At 44.4% G+C, this 24782-nt stretch carries 18 protein-coding genes and 1 other RNA gene; 6 read left to right on the top strand and 13 right to left on the bottom strand.

Annotated elements, in window-relative coordinates; translation table 11 throughout:
• Positions 1–53 precede the first annotated feature (53 nt).
• Together AC5WJX_RS05015 and AC5WJX_RS05010 are read left to right on the top strand one after the other, a co-directional pair.
• The gene (locus AC5WJX_RS05015; protein ID WP_494483617.1) at positions 54–3230 is read left to right on the top strand and encodes a SusC/RagA family TonB-linked outer membrane protein; all 3177 of its coding nucleotides are present in this window, start codon (positions 54–56) and stop codon (positions 3228–3230) included.
• A gap of 18 nt (positions 3231–3248) precedes the next feature.
• A complete protein-coding gene (locus AC5WJX_RS05010) occupies positions 3249–4736 on the top strand; it encodes a RagB/SusD family nutrient uptake outer membrane protein (RefSeq protein WP_494483616.1) in 1488 nt (495 codons plus the stop codon).
• Between the two features lie 69 nt (positions 4737–4805).
• Here AC5WJX_RS05010 and AC5WJX_RS05005 read toward each other — a convergent pair whose 3' ends face one another.
• Positions 4806–5564: a hypothetical protein gene (locus tag AC5WJX_RS05005; RefSeq protein ID WP_494483615.1), complete on the bottom strand. Its 759-nt coding sequence runs from the start codon at positions 5562–5564 to the stop codon at positions 4806–4808.
• A 217-nt stretch (positions 5565–5781) separates the two neighbouring features.
• Here AC5WJX_RS05005 and rocD point away from each other — a divergent pair, with 217 nt between their 5' ends.
• Positions 5782–7023 (top strand): ornithine--oxo-acid transaminase, encoded by a 1242-nt coding sequence (rocD, locus tag AC5WJX_RS05000; protein ID WP_494483614.1) that lies wholly within the window; start codon positions 5782–5784, stop codon positions 7021–7023.
• Positions 7024–7033: 10 nt separating this feature from the next.
• The gene (locus AC5WJX_RS04995; RefSeq protein ID WP_494483613.1) at positions 7034–8317 is read left to right on the top strand and encodes an endo-1,4-beta-xylanase; all 1284 of its coding nucleotides are present in this window, start codon (positions 7034–7036) and stop codon (positions 8315–8317) included.
• Positions 8318–8510: 193 nt separating this feature from the next.
• Here AC5WJX_RS04995 and ssrA read toward each other — a convergent pair.
• Positions 8511–8877, bottom strand: a transfer-messenger RNA (tmRNA) gene (ssrA, locus tag AC5WJX_RS04990).
• A gap of 203 nt (positions 8878–9080) precedes the next feature.
• Positions 9081–9653 (bottom strand): YdeI/OmpD-associated family protein, encoded by a 573-nt coding sequence (locus AC5WJX_RS04985; RefSeq protein WP_494483612.1) that lies wholly within the window; start codon positions 9651–9653, stop codon positions 9081–9083.
• Between the two features lie 189 nt (positions 9654–9842).
• Here AC5WJX_RS04985 and AC5WJX_RS04980 point away from each other — a divergent pair, with 189 nt between their 5' ends.
• The gene (locus tag AC5WJX_RS04980; protein ID WP_494483611.1) at positions 9843–11330 is read left to right on the top strand and encodes a serine hydrolase; all 1488 of its coding nucleotides are present in this window, start codon (positions 9843–9845) and stop codon (positions 11328–11330) included.
• Between the two features lie 45 nt (positions 11331–11375).
• Here AC5WJX_RS04980 and AC5WJX_RS04975 read toward each other — a convergent pair whose 3' ends face one another.
• The 4 genes from AC5WJX_RS04975 to AC5WJX_RS04960 form a co-directional block, all read right to left on the bottom strand.
• On the bottom strand, positions 11376–12311 hold the full coding sequence (locus AC5WJX_RS04975) for a hypothetical protein (RefSeq protein ID WP_494483610.1): 936 nt from the start codon (positions 12309–12311) through the stop codon (positions 11376–11378).
• 35 nt (positions 12312–12346) lie between these two features.
• Positions 12347–13573 carry an MBOAT family O-acyltransferase gene (locus AC5WJX_RS04970; protein WP_494483609.1) on the bottom strand — a complete coding sequence of 409 codons (1227 nt, stop codon included), beginning with the start codon at positions 13571–13573 and terminating at the stop codon, positions 12347–12349.
• A gap of 490 nt (positions 13574–14063) precedes the next feature.
• Positions 14064–15263 (bottom strand): pyridoxal phosphate-dependent aminotransferase, encoded by a 1200-nt coding sequence (locus AC5WJX_RS04965; RefSeq protein WP_494483608.1) that lies wholly within the window; start codon positions 15261–15263, stop codon positions 14064–14066.
• A 143-nt stretch (positions 15264–15406) separates the two neighbouring features.
• Positions 15407–15790, bottom strand: a complete 384-nt coding sequence (locus AC5WJX_RS04960; RefSeq protein WP_494483607.1) for a DUF1573 domain-containing protein — start codon at positions 15788–15790, stop codon at positions 15407–15409.
• 141 nt (positions 15791–15931) lie between these two features.
• Between AC5WJX_RS04960 and AC5WJX_RS04955 the strand changes: the two genes are divergently transcribed.
• Positions 15932–18343, top strand: a complete 2412-nt coding sequence (locus tag AC5WJX_RS04955) for an alpha-ketoacid dehydrogenase subunit alpha/beta (RefSeq protein ID WP_494483606.1) — start codon at positions 15932–15934, stop codon at positions 18341–18343.
• Between the two features lie 113 nt (positions 18344–18456).
• Here the strand turns inward: AC5WJX_RS04955 and aroC are convergent, their stop codons facing one another.
• From aroC to AC5WJX_RS04925, 6 genes are all read right to left on the bottom strand, one after another.
• On the bottom strand, positions 18457–19548 hold the full coding sequence (gene aroC, locus AC5WJX_RS04950) for a chorismate synthase (protein ID WP_494483605.1): 1092 nt from the start codon (positions 19546–19548) through the stop codon (positions 18457–18459).
• Positions 19549–19609: 61 nt separating this feature from the next.
• A complete protein-coding gene (gene aroA / locus AC5WJX_RS04945) occupies positions 19610–20944 on the bottom strand; it encodes a 3-phosphoshikimate 1-carboxyvinyltransferase (RefSeq protein WP_494483604.1) in 1335 nt (444 codons plus the stop codon).
• An 18-nt stretch (positions 20945–20962) separates the two neighbouring features.
• On the bottom strand, positions 20963–22099 hold the full coding sequence (locus AC5WJX_RS04940; protein ID WP_494483603.1) for a chorismate mutase: 1137 nt from the start codon (positions 22097–22099) through the stop codon (positions 20963–20965).
• Positions 22100–22180: 81 nt separating this feature from the next.
• Complete coding sequence (locus tag AC5WJX_RS04935) at positions 22181–23011, bottom strand: prephenate dehydratase (RefSeq protein WP_494483602.1); 831 nt, start codon at positions 23009–23011, stop codon at positions 22181–22183.
• Positions 23012–23415: 404 nt separating this feature from the next.
• Complete coding sequence (aroB, locus tag AC5WJX_RS04930) at positions 23416–24483, bottom strand: 3-dehydroquinate synthase (protein WP_494483601.1); 1068 nt, start codon at positions 24481–24483, stop codon at positions 23416–23418.
• Positions 24483–24689 (bottom strand): RNA-binding S4 domain-containing protein, encoded by a 207-nt coding sequence (locus AC5WJX_RS04925; protein ID WP_494483600.1) that lies wholly within the window; start codon positions 24687–24689, stop codon positions 24483–24485. The genes aroB and AC5WJX_RS04925 overlap by 1 nt, the downstream gene beginning before the upstream one ends.
• Positions 24690–24782 lie beyond the last annotated feature (93 nt).

Below are 24782 nucleotides of genomic sequence, written 5' to 3'. Positions count from 1 at the left end.
TTAATGATATATTAGCATTAATTGAAATTATCCCTAACCTAAAACAAGTACAAATGCAAAAACTAGTACAAAGTTTATTGTTTTTGTTCCTTTTTGTTGGCTCCGCCTATGCGCAGGAGCGAACAATTAACGGAACAGTCACCTCTAAAGATGATGGGCTCCCAATGCCCAGTGTGAGCATCAAATTAAAAGGCTCCAGTACCCTGAGCCAAACCGGCAGTAATGGTAGCTATTCCATCAAGGTTCCAAGTGCGGGAAATCCGGTTCTGGTATTCAGCTATGTCGGCTATGCTGCTCAGGAAGTTAGCGTGGGCAACCGAACAACCATTAACCTGACCTTAGTTCCAGATCAAAACCAGCTTAATGAAGTGCTGATCGTCGCCTACGGAACTGCAAACAAAAATACCTACACGGGTTCTTCAGCTCAGATTAACAACAAAGATTTTGAGAAGCGCCCGATCACCAACCTGATGAGTGCTGTTGCAGGTTCTGCACCAGGTATACAGGCGACTAGTTCTGATGGTGCGCCAGGCTCTACTCCAGGGATCCGTATTCGTGGTTTCGGATCGATCTCGGCTTCGAATGATGCATTATACGTGGTGGATGGAAGTGTCTTTGATGGCAATATCTCCAATATTGACCCTGCGGATATTGAATCTATTTCACTGCTAAAGGATGCTGCAACTGCCGCCTTATATGGTTCAAGAGCTGGAAATGGCGTGGTGTTAATCACCACTAAAAAGGGTAGAGCGGGCAGACAAACCCTGAACTTTAAGGCGACCACTGGCTGGGTAAGCCGTGGCTTACCTGAATACGAACGGGTAGACGCTTTCCAGTATTATCCCCTGATGTGGGAAACCCTCCGGAACAGTCTTGCTTATGGAGCGTCTGCAATTCCACTTGACGTCGCTGGAGGTATTGCTGCGGGTACCATCACCAACTACAACGGAAACAACTATACTGGTGTGAAGAGTTTGCTGCGGTACAATCCGTTCAATGTTGCCGACGATCAGATTGTATCGGCAGATGGTACGCTTAACCCAAATGCGACGCTTTTGTATGCGGATGATTTGGACTGGGCAGATCAGGCCGCACAGGGTGGAAAGAAGCGTCAGAACTATGCGATGTCTTACTCGGGCGGAAGTGAAAAAACGGACTACTTCGGATCACTTGGTTATACTAACGATGAAGGCTATCTGATCAATTCGAGTTTGAAGCGATTCAACGGTCGTTTAAACATCAATACGCAACCGGTTACCTGGTTTAGCACCGGCCTAAACATGAATGGTACTTATGCAAAATCACAATATGATAATGTGGATGATGGCGGAGGTACAAGCTTTATCAATCCATTCTATATCTCCAGAATGATTGCGCCAATTTATCCGGTGCATTTGCATGATGCGAATGGCAACTTAGTACTTGACGCAAAGGGTCAGCCACAGTATGACTTTGGTGATGGCCGTCCTTTTGCTTCCGGCAGACATACGATATATGAGAATTTAAATGATCGCCAGAATCAAGTTCGAGGAGCAATCGGCGCAAGAACTTTCGGAAGTGTGCATATTCTTCCAGGATTAAAAGCGACTGCCAGACTTAGCTTTGACTTCCAGGATACACAGGATCGTACCTACGATAACCCTAATGTGGGGGATGGTGCACCTTCAGGAAGAGCTTACCAGTACCTGTACCGCACCACCAGTTATACTTTCTCGCAACTGGCAGAGTACGACAAACGGTTCGGCAAACATAACCTGCAGGTACTTGCCGGTCACGAAAACTACAGTTACAAGTATAACTATCTTTCGGGTAGTCGCAGTGGCATTGTCGTAGACGGCATTACGGAGTTAGTAAACTTTGCGACGGTATTGGGTACTACATCCTACGAAGATAACGCCACCATAGAAAGTTATTTATCACGATTAACTTACGATTATGATGGAAAGTACTTGTTTAGCGGTAGTTTCAGAAGAGACGGTAACTCTAAATTTTCACCAAGTGTGCGTTGGGCAAACTTTTGGTCGCTAAGTGCCGGCTGGAACATCAACCGGGAAGCATTCTTCAAAGCGGACTGGGTAGATCAGCTGAAGCTACGTGCATCTTACGGTGTTTTAGGTAATGATGGCGGTTTGGGCTATTATCCTTATCAGGCCTTATATGACCTGGGCAGAAATAATCAGGCAGAAGCAGGAATCATTCAACGGTCGCTGGCTAATCCGGAATTAACCTGGGAGACTTCAAAAAACTTCGATGTCGGTGTAGACTTTAGTCTTTTCGGAGGGCGTCTGGGTGGTAGCATTGAATACTTTAAGCGGAAAACAGACGGATTGATTTTCGAAGTAGAGCAGCCACTTTCAATTGGTGGCACATACAACAATGGAAATTTCAGGGTCCCAACCAATATTGGAAGTTTATACAATTCTGGAGGGGAGTTGACTTTAACAGGTGACGTCGTAAAAGGATCTGCTTTTACTTATAACACCACGCTGAACCTGACATCATTCAAGAATAAGGTAACGAAGATGCCGGATAATGTGCCCCTGATCCAGGATGGAACGAAAGCCTACAGTGTAGATCATTCCATATATGACTTTTACCTTCGTGAGTACTATGGTGTTGACCCTGAAAATGGAAGCGCCTTATACAAAACCAACAACCTTAGCAGGAACGCAAAAGTAATTGGACAGGATACCGTAACTACAGTTTTGGGCGAGGCGAATTACAGGTACACGGGTGACAGTGCGATTCCAGACCTGTATGGTTCGATGATCCATAGATTTGGATATAAGAACTTCAGTTTGAACGTTCAGTTTACCTTCCAAACCGGCGGCAAAGTTTACGACGGTGCGTATGCAGCATTGATGCATGGAGGAACCTATGGCACTGCCTTGCATGTAGATGCTTTAAACCGTTGGAAGAGTCCAGGAGATATCACAGATGTGCCGCGTCTTGATAATGGCCAGGTTGCCAATTTCGCTGGTCAAAGCACCAGGTGGTTGATCGATGCAAGTTATTTTCAGTTGAACAATGTAACCTTGAACTACAACCTGCCAGCAAATTGGTTGGGCGCAATTAAGGCCCAAGCTGCAAGCATCTATGTGAGTGGGGACAATCTTGGTCTGCTTTCAAAGAGAAAAGGAATGTTCCCAGGTACCTCTTTCAATGGAACTGTGGGCAACAACTACAACTTCAGTCGCACAATTTCAGTGGGTGTAAACGTGAACTTTTAACGAAATAGAAATCTAAAGATGAAATATATATATCACAAAATTGTACTTGGTTTACTGGTGATCATCACGAGTGCAAGCTGCAAAAAAGACTACCTTCAAACCACGCCTACCGATCAGGTGGAAACTGGAACTGCTTTCAGTTCTACTGATAATGCCTGGGCTGCTTTGAATGGAATACATCGTACCATGTTCTCGCAGATATTTGGGGTACAATCACAAGGTGGACAAAGCGGAAATATGCTTTATATGGATATTCTGGGAGAAGATATGGTATTCAATACCTCATCCAGTAATTGGTTGCTGTCTGAATACCGCTGGATCAGTCACCGGGATGCACAAAGCAATATGTTGTACTATAATTACCAGTTTTATTATGTAGTTATTGGTAATGCAAATATGATCCTGGCGAATATTGCAAATGCGGAAGGTCCGGAGGCTGATAAAGCTGCAATTCGTGGCCAGGCTTTAGCTTACCGCGCATGGGCTTATTTCCAGATGGTTCAACTTTTCGGCGAACGCTATGTTCCCGGTGGTCAGAATGCTTCGCTTGCAGTACCGTTGGTGCTTGAACCGAAGGATACGCCAACGCCGAGGAATACCGTGGCGGAAGTATACACGCAGATCAATAAAGATATTGATGAAGCAATCACCGTACTTGCCGGCTACAAGGCGACTAATAAATCGCACCTGAATGTGAATACTGCGCAGGGTATCAAAGCACGTATTGCGCTTGTTCAAGGGGGCTGGGCAACCGCAGTGACATCTGCGAGAGCAGCCAGGGCTGGTTATACTTTAATGACCGAGGACCAGTATTTGGCCGGATTTAACAATTATGACAATCCGGAGTGGATATGGGCTTCACGGATTCAGTCAGATCAGACCAGCTATTTTTATTCGTTTTTCGCCTACATGTCAGCGAACTACAGTTCTACGGTAATTCGAACAAGTCCGAAGTCTATCTCTTCAGCATTGTACGACGCGATTCCGGCAACAGACATACGTAAGGCGCTTTGGGATCCTACAGGAAAAGATACCTCCTTTCCTATCCCGACCACAACGTCCAGCAGAGCACCGTACATGAGTCGTAAATTCAGGGTGGCAGATCCAAGCTTAAGTATTGGTGATGTGCCTTATATGCGTGCTGCAGAGATGTATCTGATCGAAGCGGAAGCACTGGCAAGAACTGGAGATAATGCAGGCGCGGCCCAGGCGCTTTATACGCTTGCGGTAAACAGGGATCCTGGCTATGTGCTATCAACCAATACTGGTGAAGCATTGATCAACGAAATCTTGCTGCAAAGGCGTGTAGAACTTTGGGGTGAAGGTTTCCGGTTCTACGATTTAAAACGCAGCAATTCCGCGCTGGACAGAACAGGCGCAAACCACAATGCAAGTTATGCCAATGGTGTGCTGGAGGTTCCGGCAAATGATTCCCGTTGGCAGTTCCTGATCCCACAGGACGAGATCAACTTTAGTAATGGTGTGGTGGTACAGAATCCACAGTAAGAAATATCCAGTAAAAAGAAAGGCATCCCGGAAATGGGATGCCTTTTCAGTTATATAGTTGTTGGTCGGTTATTTCGCCAGTGCGAACCTGATGTTAGAGATCGCTAATCCCTGCAGTTCTGGTTTATAGTTCTCCAGGTAAATGGTTACTTTTTTAAAAGGCGTCTCTGATTTCACGGCAATCAATCTTGCACCTGAAGGTGAGCTTACGGTCTGATTGACGCTGAACAACTCATTTTCTACACTTGATTCCTCCTCTTGATAACCTACAGAAACATTAAGGTTGATGCCAGTGGCATTTGGTGCGACTTCAAAGCCAAAGGTGGTTACTTTCTTACTGAAGTTCAACACAAGAAAGTTTGACACATAGCCGTCTTCTCCTTCAGAGAAGAGCACGTTAGGGTACTCAGACGCTGTGTACGGGCTATAGTTCCAGTGGGTCCACCAGCCTTTAGGGCCGTTGTTTAATTTCTTGAAACCTGTAGTGGAGGATACCGTGATCTTTTTGTCTTTAATGTCGTATGCAAATTCACCATCCTTTAGTTTAGAAAGGTCAAGCTTGGTTGTACCTTTTACATATTCCTCGCACACCGAGTCGATCACCTTTACCTTAACATCGTAATAGTTGGTTAGTCTGGAGGCTGGTAAATCTCTGCGCGGCAGGATGCTGGTAGACATCTCATTCCCCTCTAATGGGAATACCTTTTCGGAGATGATGCCGGTCTTTTTGTCAGATAGTTTTTCGAGATCTGCGACTTTTTTTTCGCAAGAAGAGAGGGTTGCTGCGAATAGGGCAGCAAGTAAGGTCGTTCGGTAAAATGCCTTCATAGGAACTGATTGAATTTTGAGATGTGGCGCTAAATTAAGGCATTAACGTAGAAGCGCTGAGGGAACTTTCAAAACGGGAAATTTCGTATAATTCTATACAGGACTTGAGAAATGAAATGAGTATTTACGTCGTCTTTGCCTTGATTTCCACAATGGAACGCGGCTTAGCGGTAATTTCCTGGATAGAATTTGTAATTTGGGCTTCAATTCAGATACGATGAAAAGAACAATATCCAGCGAAGAAGCAATTGCCCTTGAAGATAAATATGGCGCCCACAATTATCATCCACTGCCAGTAGTGCTAGACAGAGGACAGGGTGTTTATGTATGGGATCCGGAGGGTAAATGGTACTTTGATTTTCTTTCCGCTTATAGTGCGGTGAACCAGGGGCACTGCCACCCCAGGATTATTGCTGCCCTGACGGCACAAGCTAGTCAGCTGACGCTAACCTCACGTGCCTTCTACAGTTCCAAGCTTGGCGAGTGCGAGCAATACATCACAAGCTACTTTGGCTACGAAAAAGTTTTAATGATGAACTCGGGCGCTGAAGCTGTGGAAACTGCAATTAAGCTTGCCAGAAGATGGGGTTATGTTAAAAAGGGCATTCCGGACCAGAAAGCAACGATCATCGTTGCAGATGAAAACTTTCACGGCCGTACTACGGGTATCATTTCCTTTTCTTCCGACCCAAGTGCTACGACCAACTTCGGACCGTATATGTCGGGCTATGTTTCCGTGCCGCACAACAACCTGGAGGCTTTGGAGCAGCAGTTGCGCAATCCCGATGTTTGTGCATTTTTGGTTGAACCAATCCAGGGAGAGGCTGGTATAAAGCTGCCTGGCGATGGCTATTTGGCTGAAGCCCAAGCGCTGTGTAAACAACATGATGTGCTGTTCATCGCTGATGAAATTCAAACCGGGATCGCTCGTACAGGGAAACTTCTGGCCTGTGATTATGATGAAGTACGCCCGGATGTGTTGATTTTAGGGAAAGCTTTGTCGGGCGGTGTACTTCCGGTATCGGCTGTTCTGGCAGATGATGAGATCATGTTGACGATAAAACCAGGTGAACATGGTTCAACTTTCGGGGGTAATCCACTTGCCTGCGCGGTGGCCATGGCAGCGTTGGAAGTTGTAAAAGAAGAAGATCTGGCAGGGAATGCAGCTGCAATGGGTGGGTTATTCAGGGCAGGCTTGCAAAAGCTGCAGGAGCAGTTTCCGGATATTATTTCGGTTGTTCGTGGACGTGGCTTGTTAAATGCCGTGGAAATTATCGAACAGGCTGATGGGCGAAGTGCCTGGGATCTATGTGTGGCCTTGAAAGATATGGGGCTGCTTGCCAAACCTACGCATGGGCATATTATCCGCTTTGCACCGCCATTGATCATTACAGAAACACAGATGCGGGAAAGCCTGGAAATTATTGGGCGAACTTTGGAAGGTTTTAGGACGACTTAGCGCCACCACTATGAAAAATCTTTTCAAATCCATATTTATGATGATGCTGATGGCTTCTTTCAGCCAGTGTGTTCCGCCCGAAAATAGTTCAAATAATCGGCCTGAGGATTCACTTACACGAGCTACAGCTCCAAACGCAGTAGACACGATCAGTGAACCATCGTCGGATGTAGCGCCGGAAACACCAAATGAAGAACCTGAACCCATTCGGCCATCAGAGAGGGCTAAAAGCAATTCCGTAGCTGAGGTGAAGCCGGTGCCAAGCTTGGAAACCAAACCCTCAACATCGCCGAATACAGTACCAGCATCACGATCTCGTGTTTCCAAGAAAGAGCTCAAGAATGTACTGCCCTTTAAACTCGGAGCCGCTGTGAAGGCTTCTGGTATGTTAAGGGACAAGTCGCACAAAGCAGTTTTTTATAAATACTTCAACAGCATTACGCTTGAAAATGCAATGAAGATGGGTCAGTTGCAGCCTCGGAAAGGCCACTTTGATTTTAAAACTGCTGACGCTATTGTTAATGATGCACTTAAAAAAGGCGTGCGCGTACATGGCCATTGTCTGGTCTGGCGTAATGTTCCTGCTTGGGTAAAGAACTTTAAGGGTGATAAAGCCGACTGGGAGAATTTGCTAGAGACCCATATCAAAACTGTGGTTAAGCATTTTAAAGGTAGGGTAACATCCTGGGATGTTGTGAATGAATTTTTCAAAAAGGGCGGTGGTCTTGAGGCTGCCAATAGGAACATCTGGATTGAGAAGATTGGTGAAGATGTGATCAACAAAGCTTTCATTTGGGCGCATGAGGCTGATCCGGATGCATTACTTTTTTATAATGACTTCGATCTTCAGTATACCAACAAAAAGACACAATCCTGCTACGATTGGGCGAAAAGCTGTAAAGCTAAGGGTATTCCGCTTCATGGAATTGGCAATCAGATGCACACCGATGTTAACCTAAATTTAGGAGAGTTCGAGCGAAACACGAGACGGTTTGCCAATTTAGGTCTACTAATCCACCTGTCTGAACTTGACGTAAGGGCGGGCGCTGCAACACTTAACCCTGCACAAGAGCGAAAGAAGGCTAAAATCTATTCTGAGATTTTTCGGATATATAGTAAGGTAGTTAAGCCAAAGCAACGATATGGAATTACGACCTGGGGTGTAGGAAAAGCTGACTGGTATTTGAATGCCGATGCAGGTAAAGGCAAATCGGTTGACGATCCGCTATTACTGAGTGACAAAATGGAAGAAACGCCAGCATACATGAAACTTCTTAAGGATTTCGGTGACTGACATGTTCTTGCTTTGGGCAGGGATGGAGGCGGCTACAACGTGTTTCGTCATTGTCGTTCGGTAAACATTTTAGATGAATCATCATTGAAGTAGATAGGCCAAAACACTAACTAGCTATATTCTCATCGACTTACGAAGTCCAGTTAAAAAAAAAAGACACCCGTTTTGCGAGTGTCTTTTTTCCGTTTGAGTCTTGTGGAGCCGAAGGGGTTCGAACCCTTGTCCAGTTGTGTGATAAATTATGCCTTCTACATGCTTATTTTCCATTTTCTTGTCGGGATCAGACGGGCCGGAAACCTACCTTGCCTTTCTCCTTAGGTACTTTATCTCACGGCTGCCCCGTACCTGGCAGTCGCCAGCATTGTTATTTCGATGCTCCTGATTCTAACCTAACAATGCAGCAGTTAGAGGAACAAAAGCTAGCGTAATTCTAAATTAGGCAGCTAAGGCGTAGTTATTTTCGCCAATTATAGTTTGAACGTTCTCTTTTAAGTGCTCTCCGTACAACGCACTGCATGCTAACATACTTAGCTCCACCCTGTCAAATCCAAAACGGCCCCAGTATGTTTGTAAAGGATAAGGTTAACTATTCCTAGGCCTTTACAACTGCAAATATACCACAATTGTGCCAGAATTCTATACTGCCAATTATACGCTTATTGTAAAATGAATCTGGAATTTGCAACAGTCTGTCAGCATCGCCTTGCTAGTCGCTGCCATCGTCTATATAGGAGGGCAAGGAAGCAAGTTGCTTTTCTGGCGCTTAGAAGAATATTTTGAGCTTCTCCTGCCGGGCTGCAGCTTCTACAACCTCCTTGATTCTTCTTTGCCGGGTTTCCGGGCGCTTTGCAAGTACCAGCCATTGCAACATCTGTTTTCTCAGGGATTTACTTAAGCTTAGAAAGAAATCTTTTGCGCCAGCTTGCATTGCGAGGGCATTGTCGAGGTCTGCCGGGACGATGAGTTCTTCAACTTCATCTAAGATTGACCAGGAGCCATTCTGTTTAGCAAGTTCAATGCATTTAATACCAGCAGGGGTCATTAAGCCCGCGGCTGTTAACCGCGCTATCTTTTCTTTGTTTACTTTAGACCATCCACTTTGTGGCTTTCGCTTGCAGAAAAACTGCGTAAATTGATCTTTTCCAAGGGACTTACGGGTACTGTCAATCCATCCGAAGCAAAGTGCCTCATCAACAGCATCGCTGTAGCTTATACTTGGTGCCTTACTCTTTTTCTTGTAGTAGATGAGCCAGACGGCCTGCTTCGTTTCGTGATTTTCCTCGAGCCAGGTTCTCCATTCCTTGCGACTTGCGGGGCAAAATGTTTCTTTTTCCATCTTTAACAAAGCATCAGGTTGTTGTGAAATTCTCTGATTAAGTTCTAAAGGCTTGATTTCTTGCTCAGTACCTTTTAGCGCAGCTTTACGCATTTTCTACTCAGAGATCGAGGTTGTATTGCAAGATACAGCTTGTGTAACAAAACCTCGGGGTGTCGCTCTAATTAGTAAATATCTAAACGCTAAATTATGTTCGCACGCAAAGCCTCCATTGCAATAGTTACCATTTTATCATTGCCTTTGTGCCTTCTGGCGCAAAGTGTTTCTACTTCCGACAGTGTAGATCTGTTTATCAACCGTGTTATGCAGGAGAAAAAGATTCCCGCGTTGCAATTGGCAGTGGTCCGTGATGGAAAAGTAGTTAAGCATGCCACATACGGGATGGCTAATCTGGAGCATAATATCAAAGCAACAGAAAAGAGTATTTTCTCGATCAATTCTATTACTAAAGCTTTCACCGGCGTGGCAATTATGCAACTAGTAGAGGCTGGTAAATTGAATATCAAAGATCCCTTGTCGAAACACCTGGATAGCTTGCCGCAGGCCTGGCAACAGATTACCCTGCAGCAGGTACTGACACATACTTCGGGCTTACCCGACATGGATGGCTCTGATGGAATGATCATGGGTAAAGGAGACGAACGTTTAGCCATGGAAGAGATTACGAAACGTCCAATAGATTTTAAGCCCGGTGAAAAGTTCAGTTACAACCAGACCGGTTATGTACTATTAGGGCAGATCATTACCAAATTAAGTGGAATGCACTTTACAAAGTTCATTGAAAGCAGACAATTTGCTGTTGCAGACATGAAGTTGACCCGCTTTGGTGATTCCTACGACGTTATCCCAAATAGTGCGGGTTCTTATACGCTTACGAAACAGAAGGGCGAACAGTTTGTGCGTAACGACAAACCTGGTGTAGCTTATATCCAGTTTCCGGACTTCTACAGGACTGCCGCCGGGATATTGTCGACGGCAACGGATATGGCGAACTGGGTGATCGCACTGAAAACGGGTAAACTGTTGAAAGACAAAGCAAGCATGGAAACCATGTGGACACCTGCAGTATTGAACAACGGGAGAATTGGTGGCTTTAACAGGCTGACTAACGGTTATGCATTGGGTTGGCCGACGGTTTCGAGAGCAGAACATCCGGCAGTTGCGCCAGTTGGTGGTGGGCGTTCTTCAGTTTTTGTATATCGGAATGATGACCTTTCCATTATTGTGCTGTCTAACTTAATGGGCGGTAATCCTGACCAGTTTACGGATGAGATTGCGGGTTTTTACATCCCTGACTTGAAGGCTGAAAACGGTTTTGGCTTATCACCGGGATTGAAGAAGCTGAATGCCGCCTTGCGGAAAACCGGGTTTAAGCAGACAGGTAGTGCCATGGCTAGCTTGAAAAAGTTAGACCCGGCTTTTACATTGAGTGACGATGAACTTAATGGCTGGGCTTATCAGCTTCTGGCTCAGAAAAGATTTAAAGAGGCATTGTCAATTTTTCAGTTGAATGTTAGCCTGCATCCTAAAAGTGCCAACGCTTTTGATAGTTTAGGTGAGATGTATGAAGTGCTGGAACAGCCGAAAGAAGCACTTGCGAGTTATAAGAAATCACTTGCTTTGAATCGGGAAAACAAGAATGCAGCTGGACGCATAGCGGCATTAACATCGAAATAATTCCGGTGTTAACGCCCGGTGCTTTTACCTTGCGGAGGCTGAGGCTTAATTCTTTGCGATCTTGGTGAATAGTGTTGGTCTTAAATCAAGTGAATCCAGGAGTAACTCATTAAAAGCATTAACTCCATTTTGATTTAGGTGACTATCGTCCGCGAAGTGCAAACTGTCATTGAGCTTCATACATTCATTAAAGTTGTAGTATTTTCCGTAATTATTCATTTTTTTATCGAATCCTTCTAGATTGGTGAAAGAATCATATGTTGTCTTTGGGTATGGAGCTTGTACCAGTATGTAGTTAATATTTCGCTTTTTCAGTTCATTTATGTTGTTCTCAAATGCTTTAAATTGCTCAGGATCGAAGGGAATAGCTTTCTTCTTTCTTGGACCACCGGTGAAAAATTTCTCTTCTCCTTGAACATATCCACCGGAAACATATTTCTCAGAACCGGATTCTTTCAATTTACGCATTCTAATCCCTAGTAGTTGCTCGCACGCAGAAAGCAACAAGGTGTTATATACTTTTATAGACTTATGTTCAAATGCCATTTTGATAATATCCTCATTAACTTCCTCATTCGAAATAATGTCTATGGAAGATTCAACTCCGTCAATTGTAAAAGTAATTGGATATACCTCGTAAATCACAAATTTAGGCTTAAGTGAGTCAAGATACTGGCTTAAAAGATATTCGGTTTGTAGCGGCGTCTGGGCACTTGAACCAAGATTGAAGCTTTTAATTCCAGCATTCTGGAATATCCTCGTGTCAAAACCTCGGTAGGCGTGTGAGGAACCTAAAAAAAGTACGTCAACATGCTTTGTGTTTTTAACTTCTTTCAAGCGGGTTGAGGTGTGCCCCGAAAGTAGCGCAAGGTTTTTCTGATATGACGTGGGTAGCAGAAAAGCCCAGAAGACTAGTAGAACCGCATAGGAAAGGGTTGCAAATGGTATAAAAAGTAATAATGTTTTTCCGAATTTTCGCATGCTCAATATATTGTAATATAAAATTAAGAAAGAGGTTAGAATTGAAAGTAAATAAACGGTGACTCTTCCGTTTGCATATGCATCCCAATGAGGAAGATAATCATTGAAAATACTGCCCACCTAACGGGCCTAGCAGCGCGTTCACCAACATGTTCGATCGCATAATTATTGGTACGACCTTGCCATTCGATGAGCATGAAGATAACTATTAAAGCAAGTGTGATTACGGGACCACGACTTTGGAAAGCCGGAATCGAAAATAGTGATTTGGAAAACATACCAGCTATGTAAGAAAAGGCATGCCCAATGCTTTCAGCTCTGAAAAATATCCACGCAAATACCGTCAAGCAAAAAGTTGTAAGCATTTGAAACAGTTCTCTTATATCTGGTAAGATGCGCCCTTGTGCAACGGTATCCAGGTTCCTACGGTTAGTTGCGAAAAGAATAGATGGCATAATAAATAACGCATTTAGAAATCCCCAAGCGATGAAGGTCCAGTTTGCTCCATGCCAGAATCCGCTAACCAGAAAGATAATAAAGGTGTTTCTCACACGCTTCCAATTTCCACCTTTGCTGCCCCCCAGGGGGATGTACAAGTAATCTCGAAACCAGGTGGATAAGGATATGTGCCAACGCCGCCAGAATTCTGCGATGTCTCTTGAAAAATATGGAAAGTTGAAATTCTTTAAAAGCTCTATACCAAATAGGCGGGCTGTACCTAGTGCGATGTCTGAGTACCCGGAGAAGTCCCCATAGATTTGAAAAGTGAAAAATATCGCGCCTAAAGCGAGCATAATACCAGGCTGCTCAGACGAACTACCAAAGATTTCGTTTGCATACTGCGCGCAATTATCAGCGATGACCATCTTTTTGAATAATCCCCAAAGGATTTGTTTCAAGCCATCTGCTGCACGCGCGTATTCAAACACACGCTTTCTTTGTATCTGTGGGAGCAAATGGGTGGCGCGCTCGATAGGTCCGGCGACAAGCAGCGGAAAAAAGCTGACAAATACGGAATAGTCAACGAAGTTCTTTTCAGGCTTAATCCGGTCTTTGTAGATGTCAATTACGTAGGATAGACCGTGGAAAGTGTAAAAGGATATACCAACAGGCAAGATCACGGCAAGTGTCCACGGGTTAACCTGAAAGCCAATCCCGCTTAATGCATCCGCCATCGATTCTGCAAAGAAGTTGTAATATTTAAAAATACCGAGAAAGCCAAGATTCACCGAAATGCTAAGCCAAAACCAGAACTTCTTCATGCGGAGCGTACTAGACTCATACATTTTTATCCCAGTGTAGTAATCCAGGATTGTTGAAAACATAAGCAAGAAAAGGAATCTCCAATCCCAACAGGCATAAAAGAAATAGCTGGAAAGCAATAGCAGGCAGTTCTGCAGTTTTAAGTTTTTATGCAACACAAACCAGTAGAGAATAAAAACTATTGGTAAGAAAATAGCAAAGTTGAAGGAGTTAAAAAGCATTTTCCTGATTTTAAGTATAACTACGTATTTTACGGTGGCAATATACAGCGAAGTCAGGATTTACACGATTTACAAACTGCACAATTAATTACACAATTGGTGTACTAATGAGAATGTACTTCCTTCATTTAAAACTAATATCATCAGGCCTAATTTCTTTAACAAAACAAAGCCCCTGAGCTATCAGGGGCTTTGTTTTGTTAAAGAAATTCTAAGAAGCCAATGCGAACAGAATTTAACTTCTTTTAGTTCTTGAGAAAATGTGTGATTAAATTGTACGTCCCGGATATTGCTTTAATGCAACTTCAAGGCAGTTCATGGCAGACTCCAGGTCTGCTGTGTTTAAAACATACGCCATACGAACTTCGTTCTTTCCAGATCCAGCGGTGGAGTAGAAGCCCGTAGCAGGTGCCATCATTACGGTTTCACCATTATGATCAAAGCTTTCCAGCATCCATTGGCAGAATGCATCTGCGTCATCGATCGGTAAACTTGCCACAACATAGAAAGCACCACCTGGATTAGGGCAGAAAACACCTTCAATGGCGTTCAATCTGCTCACCAAAGTGTCTCTTCTTAAAGTATATTCTTTATTTACCTCTTCAAAATAACTATCCGGGGTATCTACTGCAGCGGTTCCGGCAATCTGTTCCACCATGCCCGGGCTTAGTCTCGCCTGTGCAAACTTTAATGCAGATTTAATAACCTCTTTGTTTTTAGTGATCAGACAGCCAAGTCGGGCACCACATGCGCTGTAACGTTTTGAGACGGTATCCATGATCACAACATTTTCTTCTAAACCTTCCAGGTGCATTGGAGAGATGAATGTACGCCCGTCATAGCAAAACTCGCGGTAAGCTTCATCGGAGAACAAAAACAAGTCGTACTTAAGGCATAGCGCTTTTAACGCATCCAGTTCTTCTTGTGAATATAAATACCCTGTTGGGTTATTTGGATTACAGATGATGATTGCCTTCGTTTTGTCTGTAATTAATTTCTCGAATTCAGAGATCGCCGGCAAGGCAAATCCGTTCTCAATATAAGAAAGAATAGGTTTCACAACTACGTTGCTCATACAAGCAAAACCATTGTAGTTAGCATAAAAAGGCTCGGGGATAATGATCTCGTCGCCTTCATTTACGCAGGTCTGCATCGCAATTGTGATTGCTTCCGAACCACCTACTGTGACTAAAATGTCTTCAGGCGTAATGTTGTAACCGAGTTTGTTGTAGTATTCTGCAAGCTTGCTGCGGTAGGTAAGGGTACCTTCAGAAGAGGTATAAGCCCAAACGTCGAAATCGATGTTTTTAATGGCATCGAGCATTCCGGTTGGCGTAGCTATGTCTGGCTGACCTATGTTTAGGTGGTATACTTTTTTACCCGCTCTTTTTGCCTGATCTGCAAATGGCGTTAGTTTTCTGATCGGTGAGGCGGGCATTTGAATTCCCTTTACTGATATATTAGGCATGGTGCAAAATTAAAAAACCCCGCTTAAAAACGGGGTCTTTGTGTAATTATCTTTCAATAGTTGGATTCGTAATTCTTTAAGCCCTGCGCCCCTCATACCGCCTTATTTGCCAGAACCCGGCTAAGGGTGGGAAAGCGCCATCATTACTTGGCAACAGTCTCGCCTTTGATATACAAGACTTTTGTGGAGGTTTTAGCATTCGAGTTAACAGTAACTATTTTACTAAACGGCAAAGGCGCCCCCGCCGGATTGAAGGTTACTTTTACAAAGCCTTTTTCTCCTTTTTTCACCGGAGTTTTAGTGTATTCAGACACCGTACATCCACAGCTTGATTCTACTTTAGTGATCTGAAGCGGTACATCACCAGTGTTGGTATAAACAAAATCAACAGAAACCGGCGTGCCTAGTGTAACTTTTCCAAAGTTGTGTGATTCTTTCTCAAACTTAAATTCAGCAGGTGCTGATTGTGCATTTGCAAGGAAAGTAGCGCCGGTTAGTAAGGTGAATAGTATTAAAATCTTTTTCATATCTCCGTGTGTTTAATTCAAAAATAAGTTATTCTAATTGATTTTAAAAGGGGCGTACAGATATATTACAAAGCACGGTTAATCCGAACTTTATAAAAATTGTATCTTTGCCGGGTAATTCTATTGCTTATGACGCCAAATATGAACCTTACGACTAACCCAATCGACACTGCTGAATTAAGTTTCACTGACTTCAAGTCGATCGTAATTCAGGACTACAAAATCGCTGTCGAGAGCAGGCAAGCCAGTTTGCTCGGCCGTAAGGAAGTATTATCCGGAAAAGCCAAGTTCGGTATCTTTGGAGACGGAAAAGAAGTTCCACAGATTGCGATGGCCAAGGCCTTCAAAAAGGGCGACTGGCGCTCAGGATATTATCGGGACCAGACTTTCGCCTTCGCCACAGGCATCGCTACCATCAAAAGTTTTTTCGCACAGCTCTACGCTAATCCTGATCTGGAAGCAGATCCCGCTTCTGCCGGGCGCCAGATGAACTGTCACTTTGCCACCCGTTCTTTAAATGAGGACGGTAGCTGGAAAGATCTTACTCAGATGAAGAACAGCTCTGCTGATATTGCACCTACCGGCGCACAAATGGCGAGGTTGGTGGGCTTGGCTTACGCTTCAAAGCTTTACAGACAAAATCCTGAGCTTGCATATCTGAAGAATTTCTCGGTAGAAGGAAATGAAGTAGCATTTGGTACAATCGGAAACGCCTCTACCTCAGAAGGTGTTTTCTTTGAAGCGATAAACGCTGCCGGCGTACTACAAGTACCAATGGCCGTTTCCGTATGGGACGATGGTTATGGTATCTCGGTGCCTGCTAAATATCAGACCACTAAAGAAGATATATCTGAGATCTTAAAAGGCTTTCAGCGGAATGGTAGCCAGAATGGCTATGAGATCTATAAAGTGAGAGGATGGGATTACCCTGGATTATGTGAGACCTACCAGAAAGCGATAGATGTTTGCCGGGAACAACACGTCCCTGTACTTATTCACGTTACTGAGGTTACGCAACCACAGGGCCACTCGACCTCGGGATCTCACGAACGCTACAAAGATAAAGCCCGGTTAGAATGGGAAAAAGAATTCGATTGTATTCTTCAGATGCGTAAATGGATGATTGAATCGGCCATTGCCACAGAAGAGGAAATCACAAACATTGAAAATGAAGCGAAAGCCTTTGTGCGTAATGCGCAGAAAGAGGCTTGGAATGAGTTTTTGAACGTCATCAAGGAAGACAAAAAGACTGTGACGAGCCTAATCAATGCCTTGGATGAACGTGATCCTGCTATCCTGCGGATTACTTCAAAGTTGTCCAGCACCCCAGATGCGCTACGTAAGGACCTTCTTACTGCTGCAAGAAAAGCCTTGAGGATAACGATTAATAATCCTTCGCCAGCGAGACAAGCTTTACTGGAATGGGTGAATGCCAGCTTAGCAGACAATGCTGAAAAATATAATACCAAGCTATTTACGGAGGGTAGGGATACCCCATCGGCGGTTGTCTCCAACCCCGTGGAATATTCTGATGATGCTAAGATGGTGGATGGTCGTGAGCTCTTGAACGCCTGTTTTGATGCCAACTTTGGGCGGGATCAGCGTTTAGTGGCCTTTGGTGAAGACTTAGGAAATATCGGAGATGTGAATCAGGGCTTCGCAGGTTTACAAGCCAAATATGGTGAACTGCGAATCAGTGATACCGGGATTCGTGAAATGACCATTATCGGCCAGGGGATAGGATTAGCCATGCGTGGCTTGCGGCCAATTGCGGAAATCCAGTACCTGGATTATCTGCTTTTCGCGCTGAACATCTTAAGTGATGACCTTGCTACACTTTCCTATAGAACGAAAGCCGGCCAGAAAGCCCCGGTTATTGTCCGTACACGCGGTCACAGGCTAGAAGGTGTTTGGCACTCTGGTTCTCCGATGGGTATGATCCTTGGGTCCCTAAGGGGTTTGCATATATGCGTTCCGCGTAACATGACGCAAGCTGCGGGTATGTACAACACCCTGTTCCGTGCTGATGAACCTGCATTGGTGATCGAGTGTTTGAACGGCTATCGTTTGAAAGAGAAGATGCCAGATAACGTTGGAGCGTATACCGTTCCGCTTGGAAAAGCAGAGGTGCTTAGGTCCGGTACTGATGTTACGCTGGTTTGCTATGGTTCTACATTGAGAATTGTTGAAGAAGCAGTGGAAGAACTGGCAGCGATGAATATTTCTGTGGAAGTTATTGATCCACAAACACTATTGCCATTCGATATCGACGCACTTTGTGCGAAGTCTCTGCAAAAAACAAATAAGCTTTTAGTCGTTGATGAGGATGTTCCAGGCGGTGCAAGTGCATACATCCTGCAGCAGATCATGGAAGTTCAAAAAGGATACTATTACCTGGATTCACAGCCACGAACCCTGACCGCCAAGGCACATCGCCCGCCATATGGTTCAGATGGTGATTACTTCACCAAGCCATCCGTAGATGATGTTGTTGAAACCGTGTACCAGATGATGCACGAGTATAATGCAAATAAATATCCCTCAATATATTAGCCTATAACGTTCGATGGGGCTTTTGAAATTAGGAAGGTAATTACACTTACCTGCTAATAACACAAAGCAGCGTCTGATAAAACGAACAATTAGAAACAAAAACAGCCGGTGGATCAATCCAACCGGCTGTTTTTGTTTCTTAATAGCTGATCTGCGAGAACTAATGCTGCCATCGCCTCAACGATTACGACCGCCCTTGGCACCACACAAGGATCATGGCGGCCTTTTCCTTTTATTTCTGAAGCCTCACCAGCAGCATTGATCGTTTGCTGGTTGTGCATGATGGTTGCTACAGGCTTAAATGCCACGCGGAAATTAATTTCCATGCCATTTGAAATACCGCCTTGTATACCACCAGAGAAGTTGGTCAGCGTTTTAGGTTGGTTTCCATCAGGGACGAAGATGTCATTATGCTCCGAGCCGCGCATTTCACTGCCACTAAAACCAGATCCGTACTCAAAGCCATGCACGGCATTAATGCTCAGCATCGCCTTTCCAAGCTCCGCATGAAGTTTGTCAAACACCGGTTCACCGAGCCCGGCAGGGCAGTTCCTGATGATACAACTCACCTTGCCACCAATGGTATCACCCTCTTTCCTCACCTCATCAATGCAGGCAATCATCTGATGTGCCGTTGCAGGATCTGCGCAGCGCACGATGTTCTCTTCACGCTGCTGGTACAACTCCTGAATGCTAAGGTCAGCCAGGTTCGGCGCTTCTATCGTGCCCACAGCAGACACATGAGCAAAGACTTCAATGCCATGTTCCTTGAGCAGCAACTTTGCGATTGCACCAGCTGCTACGCGCGCTGCGGTCTCCCTGGCTGAAGACCTTCCGCCACCGCGGTAATCCCGTATACCATATTTAGCGTCATAGGTGTAGTCGGCATGTGAAGGGCGGTAGACGTCCTTGTTGTGCGAATAATCTTTGGAGCGTTGGTCCTCGTTTGGAATGAGCAGCGCGATGGGTGTTCCCGTACTCCTGCCTTCGAAGATGCCGGACAGTACTTGTACCGTGTCGCTTTCCTTCCGCTGTGTGGTAATCTTCGACTGCCCAGGACGCCTTAGGTCCAGCTCAGCCTGTATATATTCCAGATCTATTGGCAGGTTGGCAGGGCATCCATCAATGATAACACCAATGCCCACACCATGTGATTCTCCAAAAGTTGATATTCTAAAAAGCTGCCCGTAGGAGTTGCCTGCCATATTAATAATCCTTATTGCTGTAAATAAACAATGTTTGTTTGTATTCTTTTACGAGTATATTTTACTTCACCAAGAAGCCCGCTTTCTCCAGGTCCTTCCAGAAATCAGGATACGATTTCTCCACCACATCCATGTCCTCGATTTCAAGCGCCTTCACAAAGATGCTTAATGGCGCAAAAGCCATCGCCATCCGGTGATCGTCGTAGGTCCTGATGCTTACCCGCTCAGGGAAATGCAAATTTTGACAATTAAGCGTATAGATGAAGTTGTCTTCAACAAGCTCAACACCAATTTTTGCCAGCTCATTCTGTAAAGCTTTCACCCGGTTTGTCTCCTTAATCTTCAAGGTCTCCAATCCAGTGAAGCGCAGATTGAGCCCCTTCGCAGCGGCACACACAATGATCGTTTGTGCAAGGTCGGGACAATCTTTCAAATCAATGACGTCGGTAACGTTGCCGCCATTTAATCCAGGCACTGAATTGCCGGGCATTGAACCCTCAACCAAACCTGTCTCATCCTCCAACATCGCAACCTGGTTTGCACCGGCACTTGACTGTAGCAACACGCCATTTTCTGTCCTGCTGGTTTCAACGCCCAATGGGCGCATCAACTGCTGAATACGGCTATCGCCCTGCAAGCTGTGCTCTTTAAGGTTGGGAAGGGAAATCTTCGCCCCTGGAACCAGTGCAGTGATGCTGTACCAGTAAGAAGCAGCACTCCAGTCAGGCTCTACAATTAAACGACCAGGTGTGAAATCCTGATGTTCAATTTTGATGACGTTCTGAGTCCAGGTATGTTTAATGCCAGCTTCTTCCAGCATTTTTAAAGTCATACGCACATAAGGCTCGGAGGTTAGATCATCTACGATCTGCAAGCTCAAGCCTTTCTCCAGCGAGGCACCAATCATCAGCAAGGCCGAAAGGTACTGGCTACTCACATCACCTTTAATCTGTACAGCATCTGTCACCTGCTTAAACCCACCAGTAATCTGCAACGGTGGATAGCCATTTTCTTCCAGGTAGGAGATGGAAGCACCCAAAGTCCATAAAGCTTCTACCAGAAGCTTTATCGGACGTTCCTTCATGCGCTTGGATCCAGTAAGTTCGAAAGAACCTCCCACCGTAGTCAGGTAAGCGGTTAAGAAGCGCATCGCTGTGCCCGCATGCCCCACGTCAATGGGCGAAGCTCCAGCAGGATCTTTAGCAAGCTGCTCCAGGATACGGTTCAATGTCACCGTATCTGCGGCGTCTGATAGATTGTCCACGGCAATGACACCTTTGCTCAATGCAGCAATAATCAGTGCACGATTACTTTCACTCTTAGAACCTGTTAACCGTATGGTTGCATCAATTGTAGCCCCTTTCGGGAAACTAACCAAAGCCTCGTGTTTATTCATTTTTGTAGCTGGCAAGGGTTAGGCTTGAACAGGTGGTGCAACTTCTACAATGGTTTCTGCAGTTTTATCTTTATTCATAATCAGCGTCTGCTTTCTGATCGACTCGCTGTGGATCAATTCCAGGAACTTCTCTGTGAAGTTTGGATCAAGTTTCAAAGCTGAAGCGAAGGCACCACGTCTTTTCATGATCTCATCCCAACGGTGTACCTGCAAGATCGTTACGTTATTATCACGTTTAAATTCTCCGATCTTTTCCACGATAGCCATACGCTCTCCAAGTTTCTGAATAACCAGGTCATCGATCTTGTCGATCTGTCTTCTAAGGTCAGCCAACTTATCTGCAAATGCTTCATTCTGCGATTCCGGCTGACGAATAGAGAAGCGCTCCACAAGCTCTGCCAGTGCTGCAGGGGTAACCTGTTGTTTAGCATCAGTCCAGGCAACAGAAGGATCAATATGTGATTCGATCATCAAGCCTTGCATGTCAAGGTCTAGTGCTTTCTGAGCGATGTATGGGATCAGCTCACGGTTACCGCAGATGTGACTAGGGTCGTTAATGATCGGTAATTCCGGGCAGTGCGTTTTTAGTTGAATGGCAAGCTCCCACATTGGTTCATTACGGAAAGAGCTTTTTTCGAAAGATGAAAATCCGCGGTGAATTGCACCAATTTTGGTGATGCCTGCATTGTTAATACGCTCCAATGCACCAATCCATAAGGAAAGATCCGGATTCACAGGGTTTTTAACCAGTACAGGTACATCATGACCTCTAAGTGCATCTGCAATTTCCTGTACAGAGAATGGGTTCGCAGTGGTTCTTGCACCAACCCACAGAATGTCCACGCCTGCAGCTAATGCCTCTTCAACATGTTTCGCTGTTGCAACTTCAACGGCAGTTGGCAAGCCAGTTTCCTCTTTCGCTCTATTTAGCCACTCCAGGCCGATACTGCCGATACCTTCGAACTCTCCCGGACGGGTACGTGGCTTCCAGATTCCTGCTCTCAATACCGAAACTTTACCGGTACTCTTTAATAAATGCGCTGTAGAAAGCAGTTGCTCTTCCGTTTCTGCACTGCAGGGACCGGAGATGATCAAAGGTTCGTTGGTAACAGATATCCAGCTACTTAATGGTTGGATGTTTAAATTCAATTTCATGTTGTTTATGTTTTTGGGGGTTATTAATATGGTTAGTTGTGCAGCTCGATCGTTCAATGGAGCCTTCCGCGATTTGCTCGTTTATACCTGGTCGTTTTTTACGTACTCGCCCATGATATTAAAGTTTACGGTGTGCTTAAGTACCTTCCGGAGTGCCCGGTCATACTTCTCGAGGTCGTCCCACTCAATATCTACGTAAAAGTTGTATTCATTCCTTCTGCCTAGAACAGGCATTGACTGGATCTTAGATAAGTTGATTCGTTCCTCGGCAAAGATGTTCAGCACCTTAGCGAGTGTGCCAACAGCGTTTCCAACCTGGAAACATATGGAGGCTTTGTTAAAAGATCTACTTTCTTCGGAGGCTTCACGCGTTAAAATCAGGAATCTGGTAAAGTTCTTACGGTTAGATTCTATCCTGCGCTCAATGATGTTCAAGCCATAAAGCTCAGCAGCTAAGGTGTTTGCGATGGCTACCGTGTCGGTTAACTGCTCATCACGAATTTTCTTCGCACATGCTGCCGTATCGCTGCTTTCAATCACCTGCAAATGCGGAAACTGATCGAAGAAGTCTATACATTGACGGATCGCAATAGGATGGGAGGTCACATACTTGATGTCTTCAAATTTAACCCCAGGCAGTGCCATTAGATGTAGTTGAATTGGCAGATAAACCTCACCAGCAATAGAAAAATTGTACTCCCGAAGCAAGGTGTAGTTTGGCAACAGACTTCCTGCAATGGAGTTTTCAATGGCCATGACCACGTAATCTGCTTCATCATGCTGCATGCTTTCGCAGGTTTGCTTGAAAGAATCGCATTCAACAGTTTCGATATCCTTACCGAAAAACTTAAATGCTGCTGCTTCATGAAATGAGGCTTTTGTACCTTGGATGGCAACTCTTGGTGCTTTCATTATTTGATGATTTGTCTTATTTGCGTTTTCATTTTCAACTGGCTAAAAACAAAAAAAGTCCCGGCGTATGGCCGGGACTTCTATATACAGTATATCTTATCAGATTGCATATTAGTCCCGGCTCTTACTAAAGTAGTAAAAGTAACCAAACCAATATGTGCTGTTAATTATCATTTCTTGTTCTTATATATCCAAATGTAGTAACAAAATTTAATTTGTCAAGGGTTAAATTAAAAAAATAATTAATCGTAAACGCTTTTATACTTAGCGTTTCTCCAAATTTATGAACTCAGGAAATGGTCTATATTTCGCTTCAGTATAATTTGCTGATCAAATGTTCCAGCATATCCCTGGTAAGCCCAATAAGGTTTTTTAATTTACCTGTTCTATACTCAAATTAGAACTCAACCGGTATAGACCTGATTAAAGTACTTCAAACTTTCCAGCAGATCTTCATCAGTAACTTTACAGTTGTACTCGCATTTTCCGATTTCAGCCAACAAGGAGAATAACACAAAACCATGTTCATTTTTTTTGTCAGTTTTAACCAATGCTAAGATCTCATTAAAGCTTGCTTCAGTAATGTGGTATGCGGGATAAACAGCTTTGATATAAGTTGTAATCTCTTGCAACGATTGCTCAGCCAATCGGCAGTATTTTACAGAAAGATAAGCTTCGCAGATCATACCAATTGCTATAGCTTCACCGTGGGTAAGCGGTCGTTCATCGTTGCTTAAAGCATAACTTTCCACGGCATGGCCAATGGTATGTCCGAAGTTCAGGATCTTACGTAAACCTTTCTCCAATGGGTCTTCTGTTACGACCTCATGCTTAATTTCTACAGAACGATAGATCTGCTCCGCAGTTACGGAACGATAATCCACTAACTTCAAAGACTCAAAATATGCTTTATCCATGATCAAACCATGTTTGATCATTTCCGCAAATCCAGATAACAGCTCTCTTTCTGGTAAGGTCTGCAGAAAAGCAGACTCAATAAACACGGCCTGTGGCAAACTGAACGTGCCCACCATGTTTTTCACGTTATCCACGTCGATGCCCGTTTTCCCGCCAACAGAGGCATCAACCATAGACAACAGCGTTGTCGGAATATTGATGAAATCAATGCCACGTTTATAGGTAGAAGCTACAAATCCACCAAGATCTGTAATAACGCCACCCCCAAGATTGATCATCAGGGATTTCCGATCGGCTTCAAAGTCCAGCAACGTTTTCCAGATGCCGATACAGAAATCAATGTTCTTGTTTTCCTCGCCCGGATCCGTCTCGATCAGATCAAACCCAGTATAATCGCCAAGCATGGCCTGAAAAACGGGTAAACAAACTTCAGAAGTGTTGCCATCTGCAAACACGAAAACCTTGCTGTACTTTTGATCTGCTAAAAATGACTGAAGTGGTTCCAGTGCCGTGTCAAAGTAGATGCTGTGCCCATTGCTTAGAATTTCTGTCATTAGATCACCTTTATTTGTTGGCCCATAAAATCAACTACATCGCCAACCCTGATCTTCAGGCGCTTACGATGGTCCACCTGTCCATTATACTTGATCAAACCGTCTTCAACAACAGTTTGGGCCTCGCCGCCACTTTGAACCAGTCCGGTTGCTTTCAGCAATTGTATGAGCGGAATAAATTCGCCTTCTAATTTAAATTCTATCATGGTTTAGCAAATTTACAATTTATTACAAAGGGATTTACCTTTCGCAGCATCTGAATTCATATTTTTGCCTCCGTTTTCCAAAACCTAAGGCAA

It is taken from the genome of Pedobacter sp. NEAU-ZC8, from assembly GCF_059278965.1.
The sequence above is the reverse complement of the archived record's forward strand: the minus strand, read 5'-3'. Positions and strand labels throughout refer to the sequence as shown.